Source organism: Paenibacillus sp. Y412MC10 (assembly GCF_000024685.1).
GTDB lineage: Bacteria > Bacillota > Bacilli > Paenibacillales > Paenibacillaceae > Paenibacillus_AQ > Paenibacillus_AQ lautus_A.
This window is the reverse complement of sequence record NC_013406.1, coordinates 5,478,145-5,498,215: the sequence shown is the minus strand read 5'-3', so window position 1 is coordinate 5,498,215 and position 20,071 is coordinate 5,478,145. Positions and strand designations below refer to the sequence as shown.

The following is a 20,071-nucleotide window of genomic DNA, read 5'->3' as shown; positions in this document are numbered from 1 at the left end:
CGATTAGTCAATACTGATTCTTGCACTCTTTTGAATATCGAATCGGCTAAATATGGAATCAATCATGACGAAAATGTATCAATATTCGGCGTTTACTTGCGGACGAACGGGGCGATATGATAAGTCCGACCTCGAGGTCACCGAACTAGGAAACCGAGTCGGGGAGATCGTGAACGGAGGAGGTGAGATTTTGAAAGGTCTAGTCACTGCATCCAAAAATGAAACCGCTTCAACCTCCTTAACAGATAAGAAACTGGGGATTCTTTATTATCTTCGTCGGGATTGGCAACTCTACTTCCTGCTCCTCATTCCTCTCTCGTTTGTGTTGGTTTTTAAGTATGCGCCCATGAGCGGTCTCGTGCTTGCATTTAAGGATTTTAAGATTGCCAAGGGATTCTGGGGCAGCGAATGGGTCGGATTCGAAGTGTTTCAAGACATATTCGCAAAATCCGAATTCAGCCGCGCAATTCGCAACACGCTTCTGCTGAATGTGTCGGACCTCTTATTTAGCTTTACAATGCCGATTGTGCTCTCATTGTTACTTAATGAGGCCAAGAATGTTCTATTCAAGCGCGTAAATCAGACCCTGCTCTATTTGCCGCACTTTCTGTCCTGGGTCATTATCGGCGCAATTGCTTATCAATTATTGGGTGAAGGAACCGGCATGATCAATAATTTGATCGCGCATCTGGGTGGGACACGCATCCCGTTCCTTCAAGAAGACGTCAATTGGCTGATCAGTTATGTCTTCATTGGGGTATGGCAGAGCATGGGGTGGGGGACGATCATCTATCTGGCCGCAATAAGCGGCATTAACCCAGAGTTGTATGAAGCGGCGGTCGTGGATGGTGCAGGCCGGTGGCGGAAAATGTGGAACATAACCCTGCCCTCGATCCGAGTCACGATCGTGACATTGCTGATTTTGAATTTGGGCCACGTGATGGCAGGTTCCTTTGAGCGTGTTTTTGCCTTAGCGAATAAGGCAACCACGGAGTATACCACAACGATTCCCGTTTTGGTATATCGCTGGGGCATCGAAGGCGGGAACTTCAGCCGAGCAACCGCTCTCGGGTTGTTCCAGGCTGTCGTGGGGCTCGTCCTTATATTAATTGCTGATCGGGTTGCCAAGAAACTGGGCGAAGACGGTGTCATTTAGAAAGGAGGGAAGCGATGAAAACATCCGTTAGCAGCTATGCCGTTCGCCGCAGCAGGAAACTGGACATATGGGATATCCTGATCCGTCTCTTTCTTATTGCTGCCTCACTTGCTTGTTTGCTTCCATTCGTTCATGTCGTTGCAAAATCTTTAAGCGAAGACGCGTACGTCATTGCTAACAAGGTGTTTCTCTGGCCAGCGGGTTTCACTCTGGAGGCCTATGGCAAAGTTTTCGCTGATCAGAGTATCCTGAAGTCTCTTTATGTAAGCGTTGTTATTACGGTGCTGTTCACCATGATCGGCATGATCGTCACTATTTGTGCAGCATACCCGCTATCGCGAAAGCAGCTTAAGGGCCGTTCATTTTTTACCTTCATCTTTATGTTTACGATGTTTTTTGGCGGCGGCATTATTCCCGAGTATATGCTGATCAACAGCCTGGGGATGCTCGATACGATATGGTCCCTCATCTTGCCGTTGTCCTTTAGTGCGTTCAACCTGCTGATATTGAGGACTTCGATCTCCAGCAATATTCCGGTCAGCCTGGAAGAGTCGGCTCGGATGGATGGGGCGGGGCATTTCCGGATCCTGTTCAGCATCGTACTGCCGCTCTCAAAGCCGATTCTGGCGACATTGTCCCTTTTTTACGCGGTCGGTCGATGGAACGCTTATCAGGATGCCCTATTCTACATTAAGCATAATGTCGATCTGCGGCCGTTGCAGTTGAAATTGTATTACTTGGTTGTTCAGGCAAGCGAGAGCTTTCAACTTGAGATGACGCAAGTCTCGCTGAGCAATCCGGAAGTGCTCAAAGCAGCATGCGTTGTATTTGCGACGTTGCCGATCATTTGCGTCTATCCGTTCATTCAGAAGTATTTTGTCCAGGGAGTCATGCTTGGGGCTATCAAGGAATAGCGCTTAAAGATTCTTTTGCAGCGATAGGATGAGATTTAAAAAGGGGGATATACGATGAGCAAACGAAAAATCATGTCTATGTTTATGGCTTTACTATTCATTGCCGCTCTTATGGCAGGCTGTACGGGGAATAGTACCAATAGCTTGAAGGAGCCTTCTCCATCCGACGAGGGTACCAGCCCAAACCCAAACGCCGCAGGCAGCTATCCCGATTATTCGCAAGGCTTCCCGGAACGAGTTACCATGGAAATTCCCGTGTATGAACGTGCGTTCGAAGGCTGGAACGTAACCGATAACTACTACACGCGCTGGATTCAGAAGGAATTCGGCGACAAATACAATATCGAAGTGAAGTTCACCCCGATCGCCCGCACAAACGAAGTTACGACTTATCAGCAGCTGCTCGCAGCTGGCAAGGCGCCTGATATCATTTTTCATTATGACATGCCGCAGGCGCTTGCTTACTACGGAGAAGGTGTTATGCAGGAGCTGGACTGGAAAGAGATTGAACACTATGCGCCAACCTATTGGGGCAATATGAGCGAGACGATTCAGCAATATGGCGTCGTCGATGGAAAAAATACATTTTTCTTCGGTAAGCGTCCGGACTTAAATAACTATGGCAACTTTGTCAATATCATTCGTAAAGACTGGGTGGAGAAAGTGGGGATGAAGGTTGAGGACTTGACCTCGCTCGAGAAGTACAATGAAATGCTCATGAAATGGAAGGAAGCAGGAATCGGCGTTGCCGGGGCCGGTCTGACACGAAATGTGTTCAACTACAGCTATGGCTTCCGGGATTGGCCGACCGACCCGAAGGTCCACGCACTTTATGCAGATCTATCTGTTGCGGACTTTACGACCTCGGCAACCGAAGGATGGTTGCGTAACTTAAGTTATCAATATCATAATGGGCTTATTGACAAAGAGTTCTATCTTCGCGACGATGATAATAAGCTTAAGGCCGAGTTTGTTGCGGGCAATACAGGCACGTACGGACTGTACATTACCAATAACACCGACGTGTTTGAAGCAACACTGAAGAACAATCCAGGAGCTGAATTTGCTGTCATTCCTCCAGGGACTGGCGTGCCGGAGGGCAATATGCCGCAAGGCCGCGCCGACTGGACGTTTGGCTTGATCATGGGAATCAACCATGCATCAACGGCGGAGGAGCGCGCAGCCGTATGGATGTACCTCGACTGGATGAGCCAACCGGAGAACCTGATGTTCCTGCAGAACGGAGTAGAAGGGGAAAACTATACGCTTGATTCCGATGGTCTGCCGGTAAAAGACCCGGATTTCAAGGGCGAATCCGTACTCTCCCAGAACAATAACAAGGACTATTGGGCACTTATAACGGAAGCGCCTACATTTGAGACACCTGATCTCACGCTGAAAGCCAACAAAAACAACTGGACGCCTGCCGGTTACGAGCAAATTGTCGAAGACATGATAAAATATCGGCAAGAAATAAAACCGTACCAGATCCAGGACCCGCTGTTCACCGTAGTTCTTGAGAAAGTAAACGAGTATAAGGCAGATTTAAACAACCTCTTCCAGGAGCTGTATCTGGACATTGTCCTTGCGCCGGAAGACCAGTTTGATGCGAAGTACGAAGCGGCCAAGCAGAAATTCCTCGATGCGGGCTATCAAGAGATCTTGGACGAGAAGCAAAAAGCGATCGACGCCGGCCAATTCCGGTAATCGGGATCATGTAAAGGAAAACTTCGGAGCTCCTGCCGCAAGCGGGAGCTCTTGCTGAGAAGGAGGGCAATATGAACCTGAAATTGGAACTCACATCGGAAGATCTAAAGCAAACCGCGGAGCGCGTTGCAGACTATACGTTCGGCATGGATTTGACATGGGACTGGCCGGGCGGCGTTGCATTCTATGGCGTCAGCCGACTGCTCGATGTGACGGGTGAGCATGTTTACCTGAAACGGATGATCGATTGGGTTGAGGAATACCTGGAAGCGGGCCTTCCGGAGGGATGGACCGTGAACACCTGCGCGATGGGGCATATGCTGCTCACCCTGTACGAAGAGACGAAGGATCAAAAATATCTGGACATTATTTTAAGCAAGATCGATTACCTGGAACATCACGCACTGCGGTTCGGAGACCGGGTCCTTCAGCATACGGTGTCGGCTAACAATGACTTTCCCGAGCAGTGCTGGGCGGATACCCTGTTCATGGCGGCATACTTGGAGCTTCGGGTCGGCGTGCTGCTTGAGAAGAAGGCACTTATTGACGACGCGCTCCATCAATTCGAACGGCATATTCATTACCTGCAGGATGAGGATTCCGGTCTGTGGTACCACGGATACAACCATGTCAAACAAGACCATATGTCCGGCATCCATTGGGCGCGCGCCAACGCATGGGCGGCCTATACGATGTCCCGGGCGGCCCGAGGGCTGCCAGAAGGTTATCTCTATCCTCCCATGATGCATATATGGAGCTCATTACGCGACCAGCTGGCGGCGATCAAACGGCTGCAGCATGAGGACGGCTTGTGGGGGACAGTACTCGATTATCCGGAGGCCTACGGCGAAGTATCCGCGACAGCGGGGATCGCCGCGGCGATGGTAATGCAGGGCAATCCGCTGCATGCGAAATATGTGCGAAAAGCCTTGGATGGCGTTCTTGCCAATATTGCGGATAACGGAAGGGTTCTGAACGTATCCGGGGGTACGGCTGTCATGAACGATATCGAAGGATATCTCGGCATCGACCGAAAGTGGGCGCAAGGATGGGGGCAAGGACTGACACTTGCGTTCCTGGCGGCCGTCATTGAAGCACTAGAATCGCAAGCATAGCGGCGGAGCGATTAGATCGTATAAACTGGCCGGGGGCAGCAAAAACGTCACTTTTGGGATGATTCCTGTAGTAAACAGGAGTCATCCTTTTTATTTCCAGAGGTATCTATACTGGCTTTAAGTCAGCGAACGCCTGCATCACCTATAAAGACGAATCCAAGTTTAACCTTTATACTATAATCATTCCTGAGCTATGATAACGGAAATATTCTTTTTTTGCGAAACCGCTTACTTCTATAGGGGAGGCCTGACGATGAATATCAAGCCAAGGTACCGAGGCCTTAGGCAATTAACGTGGCAGTCGATCCGGGTCAGGATGATTGGAGGACTACTGCTGGTCGTCATGCCATTGATCGGATTTCTGTTGTATTCCAACATATACGCTATCGATGTAGTCCGTAATCAGGTAGCAAGTTCCAACAAGGATTTGCTGGTGCTCTACAGGGATCAAATTGATGCAAAACTGAAAGAGGCCGATGATTATCTCATTGAATTAATGATTGGAACGGATCTGAATGAATTGGATTATGCCTTGAATCCGGAAGAACGATTTTTCGCGTCTCAGCGCATTGCTGCCAATCTCTCCAGCTCGATTTCACGATATAGCGTCCTGGACGGTCTGTACGTGTACGAGCCTTCCAGCGACAACTATTATTATTCGTTCCAGAGCCGTTCGACGTACGAGGACCGGCAGTATATTAGGTCGCATGTATACGAGACTTTCAAGGCCGGTGCATCCCCTTTGGAATTAAATCGTAAGAAATGGTACGTCCAGAATTACAACGGCCAAACCTACCTTATCCGTCTATTGAAGATGAAAAATGGTACGACAGTAGGTGCTTGGTTGAATGCTCGCTCCTTTCAAACCCCGCTTGAGCTGCTAAGCGTTGGGAATAAAGGAGCCGCCCTCCTAATCGATGACCGAGGAAAAGCGATGGTCAACCAAACCTTTATCGACGATAGCGGTGTGGAGGTGCAGCTCAATCCGCAGTCCTATTATTTAACGGGAACCTCCAGCCGTTATTTGACGGTCGGGGAACACTCGCGGTTGGGCGAGTTCAGCTTGTATGCTTTTATTCCGGAAGAGACGATATTGCAGCACCTGCCCATCTTAAAAACCATTTCTACCCTATTGCCTTTCGGGTCCGTGGTTATTCTGATCATCGGATTGATTTTGCTTCGAAAGTGGCTGCTGGTTCCCATAAACCGACTGCTCAGAGCGATGAATCGGATCGAGCAAGGCCATGTCGACACGCAAATCCGGGAGTATCCAACCTCCATCGAGTTTCGAGTCATGAACGATACGTTCAATAGCATGGTCGGACAAATCAAAAGCCTCCGGATCAACATTTATGAAGAGCAACTGAACAAGCAAAAAGCGGAGCTTCAGCATTTGCAATTGCAGATCAAACCGCATTTTTACATCAATGCCTTGAATATGATACATACGTTGGCCCGCAGAAACGATGTGAGGCGGATTGAGGACATGTCGCTTTATATGGTCCGTTATTTTCGCTACATGTTTCAAAGCAATTTGACGTTCGTTTCGTTAAAGGATGAAATCCAGCATATTCGCAATTATCTGAACATTCAGGAGCTGAGGTTTCCGGGTCAAATTATCCATGAAATTGAGGTGCCGGATTTTCTTCTGCGGACTCCTGTTCCCCCACTGGTTATGCAGACGCTCGTGGAGAATGCGATGAAGCACGCCATATCGCTCGATGAGCCGGTTCGGGTCCAAGTCCGGGTGGAAATGGATGAGTCTCCGGAACGAGGACTCATCATTCAAATTCAAGATACAGGTCCCGGTTTTAAAGAGGGAATGATTGAAAAAATCGCTGCCGATGAACGGATCATCGACGAGGAGGGAGAGCATATCGGCTTCTGGAACTTGAAGCAAAGGCTGCGCCTTCTCTACGGGAATCGGGCAAAGGTGGAGCTGCAAAACGTTCAACCGCACGGAGCCATGGTTGAACTGAAGCTTCCCTTCTCGCCGGATGGGGGCACCACAGTATAGAAAGGGGCATTCCAAGATGCTGAACATGATGATCGTTGATGATGAGAAGCTGTTAACCGACTCGCTAAAGTCGGATGTGGATTGGCAGAGCTTAGGGATCGAAGCCGTTTTTACCGCTTATAATGCCCGCCAAGCCAAGGAAGTGTTTGAACAGGAACGGGTTGATCTTATTTTATGCGATATCGAGATGCCTCAAGAAAGCGGGCTGGAGCTGCTTGCATGGGCCAGGAATAACTACCCGCAAACGGAGACCGTGTTTATGACATGCCATGCCGAGTTCAAACTGGCGCAGCGAGCGCTCAAGCTGGGCAGCTTCGATTATTTGCTCAAACCGATTCCGGGCGATGAGCTCCAGCAAGTGATCGGCAAAGTCGTGGAAAAAATCATGAGAGATCAAGAGGTGCAGCAATATAGCCGGATCGGCCAGTTCTGGGCGCGTCATCAACCGCTGCTAGCGGAACGGTTATGGCTTGACGTCATCAACCATACGATCCCTTCGCATCCGGAACACATTCAAAGGGCGGCGGAAGAGCGAAATATTCCCTTCGACCGGCGTATGAGACTTCTTCCGATCCTGATCTCCGTGCAGCGCTATCACAAAACGTTTTCTCCACGCGACGAGAAGATCATCGAATACGCGTTGTTGAACAGCGGCGAAGAAATACTTCATGTCCACGGAAACGGGCTGCTGTTCGGATTAACTGAAGGCACTCTTCTCGCGCTAATTCCTTTTGAGCGGGAAGCGGAATCATATAAAGAGACGCTGCGGAATCGCAGCGAGGAATTCATAGCATCGTGCACGGCATGGTTTTATTGCGACGTGTCGATCTATATTGGGAATGCGGTGTACGGCCATGAAGTGAGCGAAATGGTCGGCCAGCTGGTGCGATGGGACAAAGGCAATGTGACGTTTACGAATAAGGTCTTCGTTTGGGGAAGCAAACAGCGTATCCATGACACCATTAAGATCCCGGACATGAATGCGTGGTCGATCATGCTGAAAGAGGGACAAGGTGTTCAGGTCGTCATCGAGGCCGAGGTTGTTTTGAAAAGCTGGATCGGGACCGAAGGGCCCGGAGCAGAAACGCTTCACCGCTTTCATCACAACTTTCTCCAGATGGTATTTTACGTATTGAAGCTTAAGGGAATCGAGGCTCATCTCCTCTTCGAAAACGAAGCCTCCGAACGATTATACCAACGGGCCGTCCGTTCGGTGTCGGACATGATCCTCTGGGTGAGGCACACCGTCAACACAGCGATGGAATCGATGGGGACGCTGCAGCGAACGGACTCCATCATCGATAAAGTGGAGCAGTTTATTCAGGAACGGATCGAATCGGAAGAGCTTTCACGAGAAACGGTGGCGAACCATGTTTATCTCAATCCCGATTATCTGGATCGTTTGTTCAAGAAAGAGGCCGGGGCATCCGTCACCGAATACATCATGAGGAAGCGTCTGGATCTGGCAAAAGATTTGCTCCTGAAAACCAATTTGCCTATCGGCGCCATCGCTTCGCAAACCGGCTATTCGAATTTCGCCCACTTCTCTAGGAGATTCAAAAAGCAGTTCGGCATGAGCCCTGCCGATTACCGAAAACAAGCTGCCAACGGCTCGATCAAGGAAAAGTCGATTTGATGCAAATTCCATGTCGAAATCGGAGTAGTTGTTGGACATGGTGGCCCGTACAATGAAAACAGGCTCGGAATGATCCGAATCCATAAAAAACAGTACGGGGGATGGATATGAAGAATAAGTGGGGATGGTTTAGTCTGTTGCTGGCTTTGATGGTCATGATATCGGCCTGCGGGGGGAATGATTCGAAAGGAAATTCCGCAGCAGGCTCAAAAGATGACGGCGCGACTTCCTCTGGTGCATCCGATGCTCCTTATGAAGTGGTTTATGCATACCCGACCTTTGACAGCGTACCGGCCGACATCCAGCTCGTTCAGGATGAAATCAACAAGATTGCCAAAGAAAAAATCAATGTGACAGTAAAGCTGCTGCCCATCAGCAACAGCGCATTCGCCAATCAAGTGAATTTGATGATGTCGAGCGGAGAAAAGCTGGATATGATTGCGATGCTCGGAAACTACAGTACTCAAGTGGCCAAGGGCGTACTTTATCCGATCGGAAATATCATGGAGAAAAACGCCCAGGGAATTATCGACGTCCTTGGCACCGACTATTACAATGCAACCAAAGTGGGGGGCGTAAGTTACGGTGTGCCAAGCATAAGGGACTTAGCGCAGGATTATGGTTTTGTCATGCGAAAGGATTTGGTGGATAAACATAACATCGATCTTGGTCAAGTCCAGACTTTCGATGACTTCGAGAACATTTTCAAGATCATTAAAGAGAACGAACCGGGCATGGCCGGAGCGGCCAACTTGTCGAATGGTTCGATTATGAGCACCTATGCCATACATGACCCGCTCGGCAATAATCTGGGGGTCTTGCTGAACAACGGTCTTGACGATTTGAAAGTCGTTAACTTGTTCGCTTCAGAAGAATATGAGCACATTCTGCGGAAGCTTCGGGAGTGGTATCTCGCGGGATATTTAATGAAAGATGCCGCGACCAGCCCTGAGTCTACAAACGTGCTGGTCAGTAATGGAAAGGCTGCTGGATGGATGTCCGCGATGAAGCCGGGATTTGAAGTCCAGGAAAGCCGGAACGTCGGTATGGAAATGACCGCCGTTCGTACCTTGCAGCCTGTCGCCAAGACGGATACGGTCACGAACGTTGCCGTCGGTGTCACCTCCAATTCGGAAAACCCTGAGAAAGCACTGCAGTTCATGAATCTGCTATATACCGATAAAGAGATTGTCAATTTAATGGTTTGGGGCATCGAGGGCAAGCATTACGTCAAAGTCGAAGGACAAGACGATATGATCCGATATCCTGACGGTGTCACAAGCGATAACGTTGGGTACAAAAATTATGGCTGGATGCACGGAAATCAGTTTCTTACCTATGTGTTCGAGGGAGACGACCCTGGCATTTATGAGCAGATGGACGAGTTTAATAAGTCGGCGGCCAAATCGAAAGCACTCGGATTTTCATTCGATTCCGAACCCGTAAAGAATGAAGTAGCCGCCTGCAATAGCGTGCTTGAGCAATACCGGAGAGCATTGGAGAGCGGAATCCTGGATGTGGAGAAGGCACTGCCTGAATTCCTCAATAAGCTTGAAAATGCCGGTATCGAAAAAATTATCGAGGAAAAACAAAAACAGCTTGACGAGTGGGCTAGCGAAAACGGAGTACAATAAGCGACGGTGCGATCCGATCGGCAGTCGATGCCGATCGGATTGTCACTTTCATGCGGTAATTTATTAAAGAAGGGTTGTGCACCTATGACCAGACGGAGCGGGCTGAAACGGTTCAGGAAATACACGCCTCTATATCTCCTTATGCTCCCGGGAATCGCTTATCTCATCATCAACAATTATGCTCCTATGTTCGGCATGTTTATTGCTTTTAAAAATATAAATTTCTCGGCTGGAATTTTTGAAAGCGACTGGATCGGCTTTAAAAACTTCGAATATTTATTCAAAACGACAGACGCCTTTATCATCACGCGGAATACGATTTTATATAATGCCGCCTTCATCGTGATTGGCACCGTGCTTTCCATTGCCGTCGCCATCTTGCTGAACGAGATCAGAGTCAAGGTGATGTCGCGTTTCTACCAGAGCGTCATTGTGCTGCCGCATCTTATTTCTTTTGTTGTGGTCGGCTACTTGGTATATGCAGCTCTTAGTTTAGAAACGGGTTTCATGAATAAGACCATACTTCCCCTATTCGGAATCGAGAGCATTTCGTGGTATACCGAGCCGAAATATTGGCCGGTGATCTTGACGGTGGTCCAGCTTTGGAAGAGCGTCGGTTTCTCCTGTATTATCTTCCTGGCTTCCATTATCAGCATCGATCCCGAGTATTATGAGGCGGCAAGATTGGACGGGGCCTCGAAATGGAGGCAAATTCAGTCGATTACGATTCCGTTGATTACGCCGGTGATTGTTATGCTTACGCTTCTGAGCATCGGCCGGATGTTCTATTCCGATTTTGGATTATTTTATCAGGTGCCGATGAATTCAGGCATGCTCAACGATACAACGAACGTGATCGATACGTACGTGTACCGAAGTTTGATGATCATGGGGGATATCGGCATGGCTTCGGCAGCGGGCGTCTACCAGTCCATTGTCGGGTTCGTACTTGTTCTGAGTGCCAACTATATCGTGCGTAAATTCAATAGGGAGAACGCGTTGTTCTAGACCGAGAATAGAGGTGCAATACAATATGGCTTATGAAAGCAAATTGTTACAGTGGTCCGCCCATGTGATCCTAGGATTGTTTGCGGCGGCATGTTTGATCCCATTTGCTTTGCTGATCGTATCTTCGCTGAGCAGCGAAGCAAGCATTATCCAGAACGGCTACTCCTTTTTTCCAACGGAGTTAAGTTTGGATGCCTACCATTATTTGTGGACGCATGTCGTGGAGCTTGGAAGGGCCTATGGAATCACGGTTCTCATCACCGTCGTCGGTACGGCAGTCAGTTTGGCGATCAGTTCCATGCTGGCTTATCCGTTGTCCCGCCACGACATGCCTTTAAAGAACTTTTGGACTTTTTTCGTATTCTTTACGATGTTGTTCAACGGCGGGCTGGTTCCAACTTATATGGTCTATACGCAGCTCTTCGACATCAAGAACACGCTGTTCGGGCTGCTCATACCGGGGCTGCTCATGAACGGTTTTAACGTTCTTCTGGTACGGACCTTCTTCATGACTTCCATTCCTTCAGCCTTGCTCGAAGCGGCCAGCATCGACGGGACAAGTGAAATTAAAACATTTTACCGGATCGTTCTTCCGCTGTCGCTTCCTATCATGGCAACCATCGGGTTGTTTCAAGCCATCGCATATTGGAACGACTGGTTCAATGGACTGATCTATTTAACGGACACGAGATTGTTTGGCATCCAAACGATTCTGAATAAAATGATGACGGATATCCAGTTTCTGACGAGCAACAGCAACCTTGCCAGCACGGGCGCAGGGCAAGCCATCATGGAATTGCCAAGCACGACCGTACGTATGGCAATTGCTGCTATAGGGGTATTGCCGATTCTGATCGCATATCCGTTCTTTCAGAAGTACTTCGTTAAAGGGATTACGATCGGAGCAGTGAAGTAAACCATGGAGAAGGTTCAATGAAACAAATAAGGAGAATCCATTGTGGAAATGACATACCAAAATCCTGTGATTAGCGGCTTTCATCCCGATCCCAGTGTCTGCAGGGTCGGCGGCGATTATTATCTTGTAACGAGTTCCTTTGGATATTATCCGGGAGTTCCTCTTTTTCACAGCAATGATCTTGTGCATTGGACACAGATCGGCCATTGCTTGACTCGGAAGGAGCAATTGGATCTTCGAAATGCAGGCACCTCGACGGGGATATATGCTCCAACCATCCGTTTTCATCAAGGCATGTTCTACATGACCACAACCAATGTATCGGGGGGAGGGAATTTTTATGTATCCTCTGAGGATCCTAGCGGGGTTTGGTCCGATCCGGTATTCGTTGACCATCCAGGGATTGACCCCGATTTGTTTTTTGACGAGGATGGAACGGTTTATTATACAACATCGTGGAACCAGGGGATCTATCAAAGCCGGATTGATATAGAAACTGGACAGAAGCTCTCCGAGGTCCGTTTATTATGGAACGGAACGGGCGGGCAATATCCGGAGGCCCCGCATCTGTATCGGGTTGGAGCGTGGTATTACCTGCTTATTTCCGAAGGAGGAACCGAATACGGACACATGGTGACCGTGGCCAGAAGCAAGCGGCCGGAGGGTCCGTTTGAGAGCTGTCCGCACAATCCGATCCTGACTCATCGGAGTCTGTTAAAGCCGATTCAAGCTACAGGCCATGCGGATCTGGTTCAAGCCCCCGACGGCAGCTGGTGGGCGGTCTTCCTCGGCATTCGGCCCGTCGGTTATCCTCAGCGTCATCATCTTGGCAGAGAAACGTTTCTCGCCCCTGTATCCTGGACAGGGGACGGATGGCCTGTTATTGGAGAGAACGGCGTCGTTCATGAGACGATGCCATCAGGGAACCTTCGATTACAACGCGTGACGAGCCCCCCTGTAAGAGATGATTTTGTAGACTCGGAGCTCGCGCCATATTGGAATTTCCTTCGATCACCGCATCCGGACCATGGGTCCCTGACCGAGAAGGAGAGCTGCCTGACATTGAACGGTTCAGCGGCAACGTTGAATGACGGTGCTGCTGCCTTCCTCGGAAGAAGGCAGCAGCATTTTAACATGAAGGCTTCAGTGCATTTGACTTTCGCGCCGCAGCAGGACGGCGAGGAAGCTGGATTAACCGTGTTTATGAACGAGCGGTTCCACTACGAGTTGGCTGTGATCCGAATCGATGGTCGCCGAAAGATGATCTTCCGCAGAAGGATCGGAAGCTTGTGGAAAGTCGAAAGCGAGGCCCCTTGGTCTTCGGATTCGGTTGTGCTCACCATTCAAGCCGACAAAGAGAAGTATGCGTTCGGATTTGCCGGCGGTGGCCAGGAGCCTTGTTGGTTCGGTGAAGGCGAATGTGCTATGTTGGCTACGGAGGTAGCCGGCGGGTTTACGGGCGTGCTCATCGCCATGTATGCCACAGGCAACGGCGTTCGATCCGTCTCGCCGGCACACTTTGATTGGTTTGATTACCAAGCTCTCGAGGATGTGGTGTTATAAGAAACCATATTTAAGGGAGTACAGAGATCATATTTCTGAACAGACCTAATGGCATCATAGGAGATCTCGGCATCGACCGAAAGTGGGCACAAGTATGGGGGAGAGGGACACGTTCTCGCGTTTCTCGCAGCCGTTACGAAAGCACAGGAATCGCAAGCTTAGTCTTGCTAAACGGGTGGTTGCTGTATAAGCGCTGCCCGTTTTCACTTTTCGGGTGATGACCATTCGTAATTATCATGGCTTAGAGCTAAACGTTTTCTAAAACCACGGCAATTGTTCAGATAATGAATCAGAAATCGTTGTAACGATCAATTTTTGCGGTTTACGGATCGATTGCATGACTGATATAAAGGAAGTTAAAGGACATACTCGCCGGGAGCGTGTATGGCATCCGGATGGTTGATGGGATAAATCGGAAGCATTGCCAATATGAATCAGGCGGAGGATTATTTACATGAACCATCGAGAGCTTACGAATTCATTATACGGTTATTTGTTCGTTCATTTTATCGGTGATCATGAGGACGGCGAGCAAATCTATTTCGCCCTGAGCGAGGACGGCATGCATTGGCAGGATCTGAATCAGAAGCAGCCGGTCTTGCGATCAACCGTCGGAGAGCGCGGGGCACGCGATCCCTATTTGCTTCGAAGCGGGGACGGCAGCTGCTTTTATTTGCTTGCAACCGACCTTAGCATTTACCATCACGGCGGCTGGGAGCATGCTCAGGCGACGGTTACCGGCAGCCGGTTAATGGAGAGGAAGAATGGGGGCTGTTGGTTGACCAGTACTCAACCGGTAGGGGATATATGCCCATCCTGACAACCGACATCGGCGATCCGACGGGAGCATGCTGGAGGGAACCAGAACCGAGAGAATACGACTTCGGCAGCCTTAAAAAACGTCACGGCTCCATCCTGCCAATTACCCAAACCGAATATGAAGCGCTAAAAGGGTTCTATCGCAACGAATCGATGTGAATTTCTTTTTGGTTCGTTCATGTTCCGTTCATATGGATGTCACTGGCAGTTCATCTTCCTTGATTAAACTTAGGTACCGGCAGAGGCCGCGCGGAATGCGCGGCCATTTTTAGCGTAGGCTAGAATGCAAAATAGACGCACAATTGCCGCGCCATTTGAACCATTTCCCATAATCCTTGTATTTATAATAGTATATAGTTATTACACAATAGGGGATGGAAATGAAGGAAAGAGGGAACCGATGCCTACTATACTGGTTGCTGACGACGATGCGAACATTCGCGAGCTCGTCTGTTTATTTTTACGCAATGACGGATTCACCACGGTCGAGGCGGCTGACGGCAAGGAAGCGCTCAGCGTCTATGGCTCGACGCCCGTCGATCTTGTCGTCCTAGATATTATGATGCCGATGATGGATGGCTGGACGTTATGCAAGGAGCTTCGAAGAGCCAATCCGGATTTGCCGCTGCTTATGCTGACGGCGAGAGGCGAAACCTGGGAAAAAGTAAAGGGTTTCGAGCTGGGGACGGATGATTATTTAACGAAACCATTCGATCCGTTGGAGTTGACGGTCCGCGTTAAGGCATTGCTGAAACGATATCGGATCGGCTCCACGCAGACGATCCAGTTCGGCAACGTCATTCTCGACAGGCAGACCTATAAGGTGAGCAGCGGGCCGGAGACGCTCACGCTGCCGCTCAAAGAGTTCGAATTGCTGTACAAGCTGGCTGGAACACCCGGACAAGTCTATACACGCGAGCAGCTGATCGATCAGATTTGGGGAATCGACTACGCAGGAGATGATCGAACGGTGGATGTACATATTAAACGTCTTCGCGAAAGGTTCGCAACGACGCCGGATTTCCGGATCGAAACGGTGCGCGGGCTGGGGTACCGGCTTGAGGTCTATGAATGATCAGATCCTTATATATTCGAGTAGTCCTGACGTTTCTAGTGTCCGTCATCGGGGGCACGATCCTTTCGTTTTTTATGTCTACTTGGATGTTCAAGGAACAATTGAACGAGAACGCGCAAATCACCTTACGCAACTTCGGTCAAGACGTCGTCCGGATATACAAGACACTTCCGTTACGCGAAGCCGACTTGTTCGTTAGTGAAATGAAGCAGCTCGATTCCTATTATGTCCGCATCTACGAAGCGACGGGCCAGTTCCAGGCTTACGGCAAGCTTAACGGACACAAACCTGCTGAAGTAACGATGGATAAACTACAGCAAGTAATCGAAGGAGGCGTTGTTCAAGACACGCAGAAAGGCATTGCTACGGTTCTTTTAGGGCTGCCGTTGAAAACGGAAACGGGAACGAAAGCGATGTTCCTGGAAATGCTCGCCCCTCCTTCTACCTCTTTTGTCGTCAAATGGGGATCGATCTTTGCTACCAGTTCGTTGATTACAGGGAGTTTATTGATCCTGATTGCCTCCATCTACTTGGTAAGGCCGATCAAAAAGCTGACAAAAGCGACCCGACGCATTGCAGCCGGAGATTTCAGCGTCAAGCTGAATATTAAGCAAACAAGCGAGCTGGGTACGCTGGCTCGCAGCTTTGAAGACATGATGCACGAGCTCCAGCAGTTGGAGCAGCTGCGCAGGGAATTCGTAACGAACGTGTCGCACGAGGTGCAATCGCCGCTCACCTCGATTTCCGGGTATGCTCAAGCGCTGAAGCAGGTAAATCTTTCGGATGACGAGCGAAGACGTTATCTGGATATTATCATCGCTGAGGCGAAGCGGATGTCCAAAATGAGCGACAGCCTGCTCAAGCTGAGTTTGCTTGAATCCCAGTCACAGCAGCCGGGGCTCAGCACGCTCAGCCTGGATGAACAGATCAGACGGGTCATCGTGGCGCTCCAGCCGCAATGGGCTGCCCGCAGCATTCAGTTTGAGCTTGATTTGCTGCCCGTTAAAGTTACGGCCGATCATGATCAATTAAACCAGGTATGGACGAACATCATTGGCAACAGCATCAAATTCTCAAAGGATGGCGGCGTGATTAACGTCAGCATCAAACAAGACATGAATAACGTGACCGTCCGAATATCCGATACGGGCATCGGTATTTCCCTTGAGGATCAGAAGCGCATATTCGAACGTTTCTTTAAAACCGACCGTTCCCGCAGTCGTAAATATGAGGGCAGCGGCATGGGACTCGCCATTGTTAAGCAGATCGTATCGCTTCATCAAGGCGATATCCGAGTGGAAAGCGAACCTGGTCAAGGAGCGACCTTCATCGTCACCTTGCCAATCATGACGCCGGCGAATTAGTTATCGATCCGCAAACACCGATGATGACCGGTTCGTGAAAACTGACCGTGCCGAATGAAAGGATGCGATTTTTGCCAAGACACGATGAACCGGGCAGTCGCAAAGTTGAACCATATCTTATACAGGCCATGGGGCCTGTCTTTTTTTTGCCCATTTCACTAGAGTACATTTTTGCACAAATCGGGTTCCATGAATTGAACTGTCCTTGAACAATTGCCTATAGGTATAATCAAATTGCAAAAAGCACGAAACTAACGGCAAAGGAGTTGATGCCGTATTCTGGATGAACGCAGTACCAAGATGTTGACGCTGCTCCATGAGGCAGCCGATTATGTATCGCTGGAAGAACTGATGCAGAAGCTCGGCATCTCCAGACGAACCGTTTACTATGATATGGAAAAAATAAACGACTGGTTGAAAGCGGTTCAACTTCCATCGGTCCAATATGTCAGGACAGCAGGCTACTATTTGCCTGAAGAAAGCCGGGCGGGGCTTCCGCAGTTGAATGAAAAGCCCCATGCACAGCAGTATTATTTGTCTCCGCGCGAAAGGCTGGCCTGGATGTCGCTTTACCTGCTGTCGGCGGAGAGTCCGCTCTTCGTTCACCATCTGACCGAACTTCTGCAGGTTAGCCGCGGCACCGTGCTCAAGGATTTGAACATGGTCCGCTCGGAGATGAAGTCCGTAAAACTCAAGGTAACCTACGACCGTAAGCGGGGCTACGGCGTACAAGGGGAGGAGCGGGACAAGCGGAAGACGCTGAGCCATTACTTCGGGCAGATTTTCGGTCATGCGGGCTGGGAACAGGCATTCAACTTGAACCCGGAATCGGGAGTTCCCGATCTTGCCCCACTCCTGTTTCCGCCTATGGAAGAGGGAGGTTTGGAGCAAGTCTATCGCCTGATCTCGGATAGCGAGATCACGCTGGGCGTAGATTTGACGGATGAGATGCTGTTTCATCTGACCGCCCGCTTTCTGTTGTATGTAAGACGGATTCAAACCGCTCAATGGGTCTCGATCGACGATGATGAACGAAGCGTTCTGCGGAGGACGCCAGAGTATGAAGCTGCCGCGCGTATTGCGGAAGGCCTCGGGCAAATGTTCGGCGTTTCCGTTCCGGATGATGAGGTCTGCTATTTCGCGATGCATCTGCTGGGGGCGAGAGTCAACCGGATGGAACAGATGACGGGGTCCGAAGAAGTGCTGAAGCAGCTTCGGAACGTGACGACGGAGATGACCGACCATTTTCAACGTTATGCCTGCGTATTTCTGCCGAACCGGGAAGCCATGGAGGAGAATCTGCTGGTCCACTTGAAACCGGCTTATTACCGGATCTTGTATGGTCTCAGCCTGGAAAATCCGCTGCTCGAAAATATCCGTTCCAAGTACGGAGAAGTATTCGAGCTTACCCGCCGTTCCGCCGCACCGTTCGAGCAGTTGGTTGGACGTAAACTTGACGATCACGAGATCGGATACCTCGCCATGCACTTCGGCGGTTGGCTGCGCAGAGAGAATACGAAGCCGGCCGTAAGGCGGCAGGCCGCCATCGTCTGCGTGAACGGCATTTCCGCATCGCGGATGCTGAAATCGCAGCTGGAGAACCTGTTCTCGGCAGTGGACATCACAGCCGTATTGTCGCTCCGCGATTATGAGTCGTTTCGCGAAGAAGATGTCGATTTTATATTCTCGACGGTACCGCTCCCGGACAGCAAAGTGCCCGTTCTCCTGGTGAATCCGATTCTGAGCGATAAGGATAAAGAGCATTTGCTTAACCAGATCAACATGGTTTCCGGACGCAAATCAAGAACCCAGGCCAACACGGTTCAAGCGCTGCTGGACATCGTCCATAAATACGCGGCGGTAAGGGATGAAGCCGGACTTGCGGAGGAGCTTAACCGCTACATGTCCTTAGGGAAAACTTGGCTCAGCGAGGCTCGCAAGCCATCTCTGACGGATCTGCTCACCGAGCAAATGATTCGGATGAACAGAGAAGCGGCAGATTGGCGGAGCGCCATACGCGAAGCCTCCGAACCGCTGCTGAAGGATGGACGCATCGAAGAGGCTTACATTGATGCGATGATCTCCAAAGTGGAAGCGCTCGGCCCTTACATTGTCGTAGCACCTGGCATCGCCATCGCGCACGGCAAGCCGCAGGATGGAGTCCGGCGGCTTGGGATCAGTCTGCTCCGGCTGGAGCAGCCCGTCGCCTTCTCGGAGGAAGCGCGCCACCAGGTGCAGATCATTCTGGTCCTGGCGGCGATTGACGGCGAATCCCACCTGAAAGCACTGTCGGAGCTGACGCTCCTGCTGAGAGATAAGGAAAACCTGATCCGACTGAAAGAGGCCAGGACGAAAGAACAGATCCTTCAACAATTACTAACCGGTCCTTAGCACCGAACAGAATACCGGATTTGGGAGAGATGAGAATGAAATTTTTGGAACCGTCACTAATTGCCTTGGATGTTGAGGCCGAGACGGCGGAAGAAGCGATCCGTTTGGCAGGGGCGCTGCTGGCGAATGCCGGAGCGGCGGAAGAACGTTATGCCGATGCCATGGTGGAATCGTATCGTGACAAAGGGCCGTATTTTGTTCTTGCGCCGCACATCGCCCTACCGCATGCCCGTGCGGAGGACGGAGTGAGGGAAGCCTCCGTCTCGCTGCTTCGATTGAAGACACCCGTCGTTTTTGGCCATGCCGCCAATGACCCGGTCCAGCTTGTATTCGCGCTCGGCGGCTCCTCAAGCTCGGAGCATATCGCCATGCTGCGCAAGCTGACGACATTGCTCAGCAATCCGGACAACGTGGAGCTATTCAAGCAGGCATCTGATATAGAGTCAATCCAACAACTAATTAGGGGGAACGAACAATGAAAATTTTATGCGTATGCGGATTAGGACAAGGAACCAGCTTGATTCTGAGAATGAATGTGGAGAATGTGCTGAACGGCATGGGAGTAAACGCCGACGTGGAGCACACGGACGTTTCGACGGCTTCGGGTACCGCAGCCGATTATATCATTACAAGCAACGAGCTGGCACAAAGCCTGCAAGGGCATGAAGCCAAGGTCGTTATCGTCAACAACTATTTTGACAACGACGAGATCAAACAGAAGCTGGAAGAAGTGCTGTAAACCATTAGAAAGGAAGA

Annotated in this window: 17 protein-coding genes; all 17 read left to right on the top strand. The window is 50.0% G+C overall.

The features are described from left to right. Positions 1-64 precede the first annotated feature (64 nt). The 17 genes from GYMC10_RS23985 to GYMC10_RS23910 all read left to right on the top strand — a co-directional run bounded on the left by GYMC10_RS23985 (position 65) and on the right by GYMC10_RS23910 (position 20,054). Positions 65-1,156: an ABC transporter permease gene (locus GYMC10_RS23985; protein ID WP_015736919.1), complete on the top strand. Its 1,092-nt coding sequence runs from the start codon at positions 65-67 to the stop codon at positions 1,154-1,156. Between the two features lie 14 nt (positions 1,157-1,170). Continuing rightward, positions 1,171-2,070 carry a carbohydrate ABC transporter permease gene (locus tag GYMC10_RS23980; protein WP_009593275.1) on the top strand — a complete coding sequence of 300 codons (900 nt, stop codon included), beginning with the start codon at positions 1,171-1,173 and terminating at the stop codon, positions 2,068-2,070. 54 nt (positions 2,071-2,124) lie between these two features. Continuing rightward, entirely contained in the window at positions 2,125-3,777 is a 1,653-nt protein-coding gene (locus GYMC10_RS23975) for an extracellular solute-binding protein (RefSeq protein ID WP_015736918.1), read from the top strand. 71 nt (positions 3,778-3,848) lie between these two features. Next, positions 3,849-4,892, top strand: coding sequence for a glycoside hydrolase family 105 protein (locus GYMC10_RS23970; protein WP_015736917.1), 1,044 nt, complete (start codon positions 3,849-3,851; stop codon positions 4,890-4,892). Positions 4,893-5,145: 253 nt separating this feature from the next. Next, positions 5,146-6,909 (top strand): sensor histidine kinase, encoded by a 1,764-nt coding sequence (locus GYMC10_RS23965; RefSeq protein WP_015736916.1) that lies wholly within the window; start codon positions 5,146-5,148, stop codon positions 6,907-6,909. 16 nt (positions 6,910-6,925) lie between these two features. Then, on the top strand, positions 6,926-8,545 hold the full coding sequence (locus GYMC10_RS23960) for a helix-turn-helix domain-containing protein (RefSeq protein ID WP_015736915.1): 1,620 nt from the start codon (positions 6,926-6,928) through the stop codon (positions 8,543-8,545). A 107-nt stretch (positions 8,546-8,652) separates the two neighbouring features. Then, a complete protein-coding gene (locus GYMC10_RS23955; RefSeq protein ID WP_015736914.1) occupies positions 8,653-10,179 on the top strand; it encodes an ABC transporter substrate-binding protein in 1,527 nt (508 codons plus the stop codon). 84 nt (positions 10,180-10,263) lie between these two features. After that, positions 10,264-11,187, top strand: coding sequence for an ABC transporter permease (locus GYMC10_RS23950; protein ID WP_015736913.1), 924 nt, complete (start codon positions 10,264-10,266; stop codon positions 11,185-11,187). Positions 11,188-11,212: 25 nt separating this feature from the next. Continuing rightward, positions 11,213-12,103, top strand: a complete 891-nt coding sequence (locus GYMC10_RS23945) for a carbohydrate ABC transporter permease (protein ID WP_015736912.1) — start codon at positions 11,213-11,215, stop codon at positions 12,101-12,103. A 48-nt stretch (positions 12,104-12,151) separates the two neighbouring features. Beyond that, on the top strand, positions 12,152-13,666 hold the full coding sequence (locus GYMC10_RS23940; protein ID WP_041622258.1) for a glycoside hydrolase family 43 protein: 1,515 nt from the start codon (positions 12,152-12,154) through the stop codon (positions 13,664-13,666). 454 nt (positions 13,667-14,120) lie between these two features. After that, positions 14,121-14,486, top strand: coding sequence for a hypothetical protein (locus GYMC10_RS23935; protein WP_049788733.1), 366 nt, complete (start codon positions 14,121-14,123; stop codon positions 14,484-14,486). Next, positions 14,474-14,644, top strand: a complete 171-nt coding sequence (locus GYMC10_RS32800; RefSeq protein ID WP_222838316.1) for a hypothetical protein — start codon at positions 14,474-14,476, stop codon at positions 14,642-14,644. Before GYMC10_RS23935 ends, GYMC10_RS32800 begins: the two co-directional genes overlap by 13 nt. A 241-nt stretch (positions 14,645-14,885) precedes the next feature. Further along, positions 14,886-15,560 (top strand): response regulator transcription factor, encoded by a 675-nt coding sequence (locus GYMC10_RS23930; RefSeq protein ID WP_009593251.1) that lies wholly within the window; start codon positions 14,886-14,888, stop codon positions 15,558-15,560. Then, complete coding sequence (locus tag GYMC10_RS23925; protein ID WP_015736910.1) at positions 15,557-16,924, top strand: sensor histidine kinase; 1,368 nt, start codon at positions 15,557-15,559, stop codon at positions 16,922-16,924. Before GYMC10_RS23930 ends, GYMC10_RS23925 begins: the two co-directional genes overlap by 4 nt. Before the next feature lie 300 nt (positions 16,925-17,224). Beyond that, complete coding sequence (locus tag GYMC10_RS23920; protein ID WP_015736909.1) at positions 17,225-19,315, top strand: BglG family transcription antiterminator; 2,091 nt, start codon at positions 17,225-17,227, stop codon at positions 19,313-19,315. Positions 19,316-19,350: 35 nt separating this feature from the next. After that, on the top strand, positions 19,351-19,794 hold the full coding sequence (locus tag GYMC10_RS23915; RefSeq protein WP_015736908.1) for a PTS sugar transporter subunit IIA: 444 nt from the start codon (positions 19,351-19,353) through the stop codon (positions 19,792-19,794). Beyond that, positions 19,791-20,054, top strand: a complete 264-nt coding sequence (locus GYMC10_RS23910; RefSeq protein WP_009593269.1) for a PTS sugar transporter subunit IIB — start codon at positions 19,791-19,793, stop codon at positions 20,052-20,054. Before GYMC10_RS23915 ends, GYMC10_RS23910 begins: the two co-directional genes overlap by 4 nt. The last annotated feature ends 17 nt before the right edge of the window (positions 20,055-20,071 follow it).

Excerpts from the sequence above, each read along its gene's own strand:
- GYMC10_RS23920 (WP_015736909.1), top strand. The coding sequence starts at position 17,225 with ATGTTGACGCTGCTCCATGAGGCAGCCGATTATGTATCGCTGGAAGAA.
- GYMC10_RS23965 (WP_015736916.1), top strand. The coding sequence starts at position 5,146 with ATGAATATCAAGCCAAGGTACCGAGGCCTTAGGCAATTAACGTGGCAG.
- GYMC10_RS23970 (WP_015736917.1), top strand. The coding sequence starts at position 3,849 with ATGAACCTGAAATTGGAACTCACATCGGAAGATCTAAAGCAAACCGCG.
- GYMC10_RS23975 (WP_015736918.1), top strand. The coding sequence starts at position 2,125 with ATGAGCAAACGAAAAATCATGTCTATGTTTATGGCTTTACTATTCATT.
- GYMC10_RS23960 (WP_015736915.1), top strand. The coding sequence starts at position 6,926 with ATGCTGAACATGATGATCGTTGATGATGAGAAGCTGTTAACCGACTCG.
- GYMC10_RS32800 (WP_222838316.1), top strand. The coding sequence starts at position 14,474 with ATGCCCATCCTGACAACCGACATCGGCGATCCGACGGGAGCATGCTGG.
- GYMC10_RS23985 (WP_015736919.1), top strand. The coding sequence starts at position 65 with ATGACGAAAATGTATCAATATTCGGCGTTTACTTGCGGACGAACGGGG.
- GYMC10_RS23950 (WP_015736913.1), top strand. The coding sequence starts at position 10,264 with ATGACCAGACGGAGCGGGCTGAAACGGTTCAGGAAATACACGCCTCTA.
- GYMC10_RS23980 (WP_009593275.1), top strand. The coding sequence starts at position 1,171 with ATGAAAACATCCGTTAGCAGCTATGCCGTTCGCCGCAGCAGGAAACTG.
- GYMC10_RS23915 (WP_015736908.1), top strand. The coding sequence starts at position 19,351 with ATGAAATTTTTGGAACCGTCACTAATTGCCTTGGATGTTGAGGCCGAG.
- GYMC10_RS23930 (WP_009593251.1), top strand. The coding sequence starts at position 14,886 with ATGCCTACTATACTGGTTGCTGACGACGATGCGAACATTCGCGAGCTC.
- GYMC10_RS23955 (WP_015736914.1), top strand. The coding sequence starts at position 8,653 with ATGAAGAATAAGTGGGGATGGTTTAGTCTGTTGCTGGCTTTGATGGTC.
- GYMC10_RS23925 (WP_015736910.1), top strand. The coding sequence starts at position 15,557 with ATGATCAGATCCTTATATATTCGAGTAGTCCTGACGTTTCTAGTGTCC.
- GYMC10_RS23940 (WP_041622258.1), top strand. The coding sequence starts at position 12,152 with ATGACATACCAAAATCCTGTGATTAGCGGCTTTCATCCCGATCCCAGT.
- GYMC10_RS23910 (WP_009593269.1), top strand. The coding sequence starts at position 19,791 with ATGAAAATTTTATGCGTATGCGGATTAGGACAAGGAACCAGCTTGATT.
- GYMC10_RS23935 (WP_049788733.1), top strand. The coding sequence starts at position 14,121 with ATGAACCATCGAGAGCTTACGAATTCATTATACGGTTATTTGTTCGTT.
- GYMC10_RS23945 (WP_015736912.1), top strand. The coding sequence starts at position 11,213 with ATGGCTTATGAAAGCAAATTGTTACAGTGGTCCGCCCATGTGATCCTA.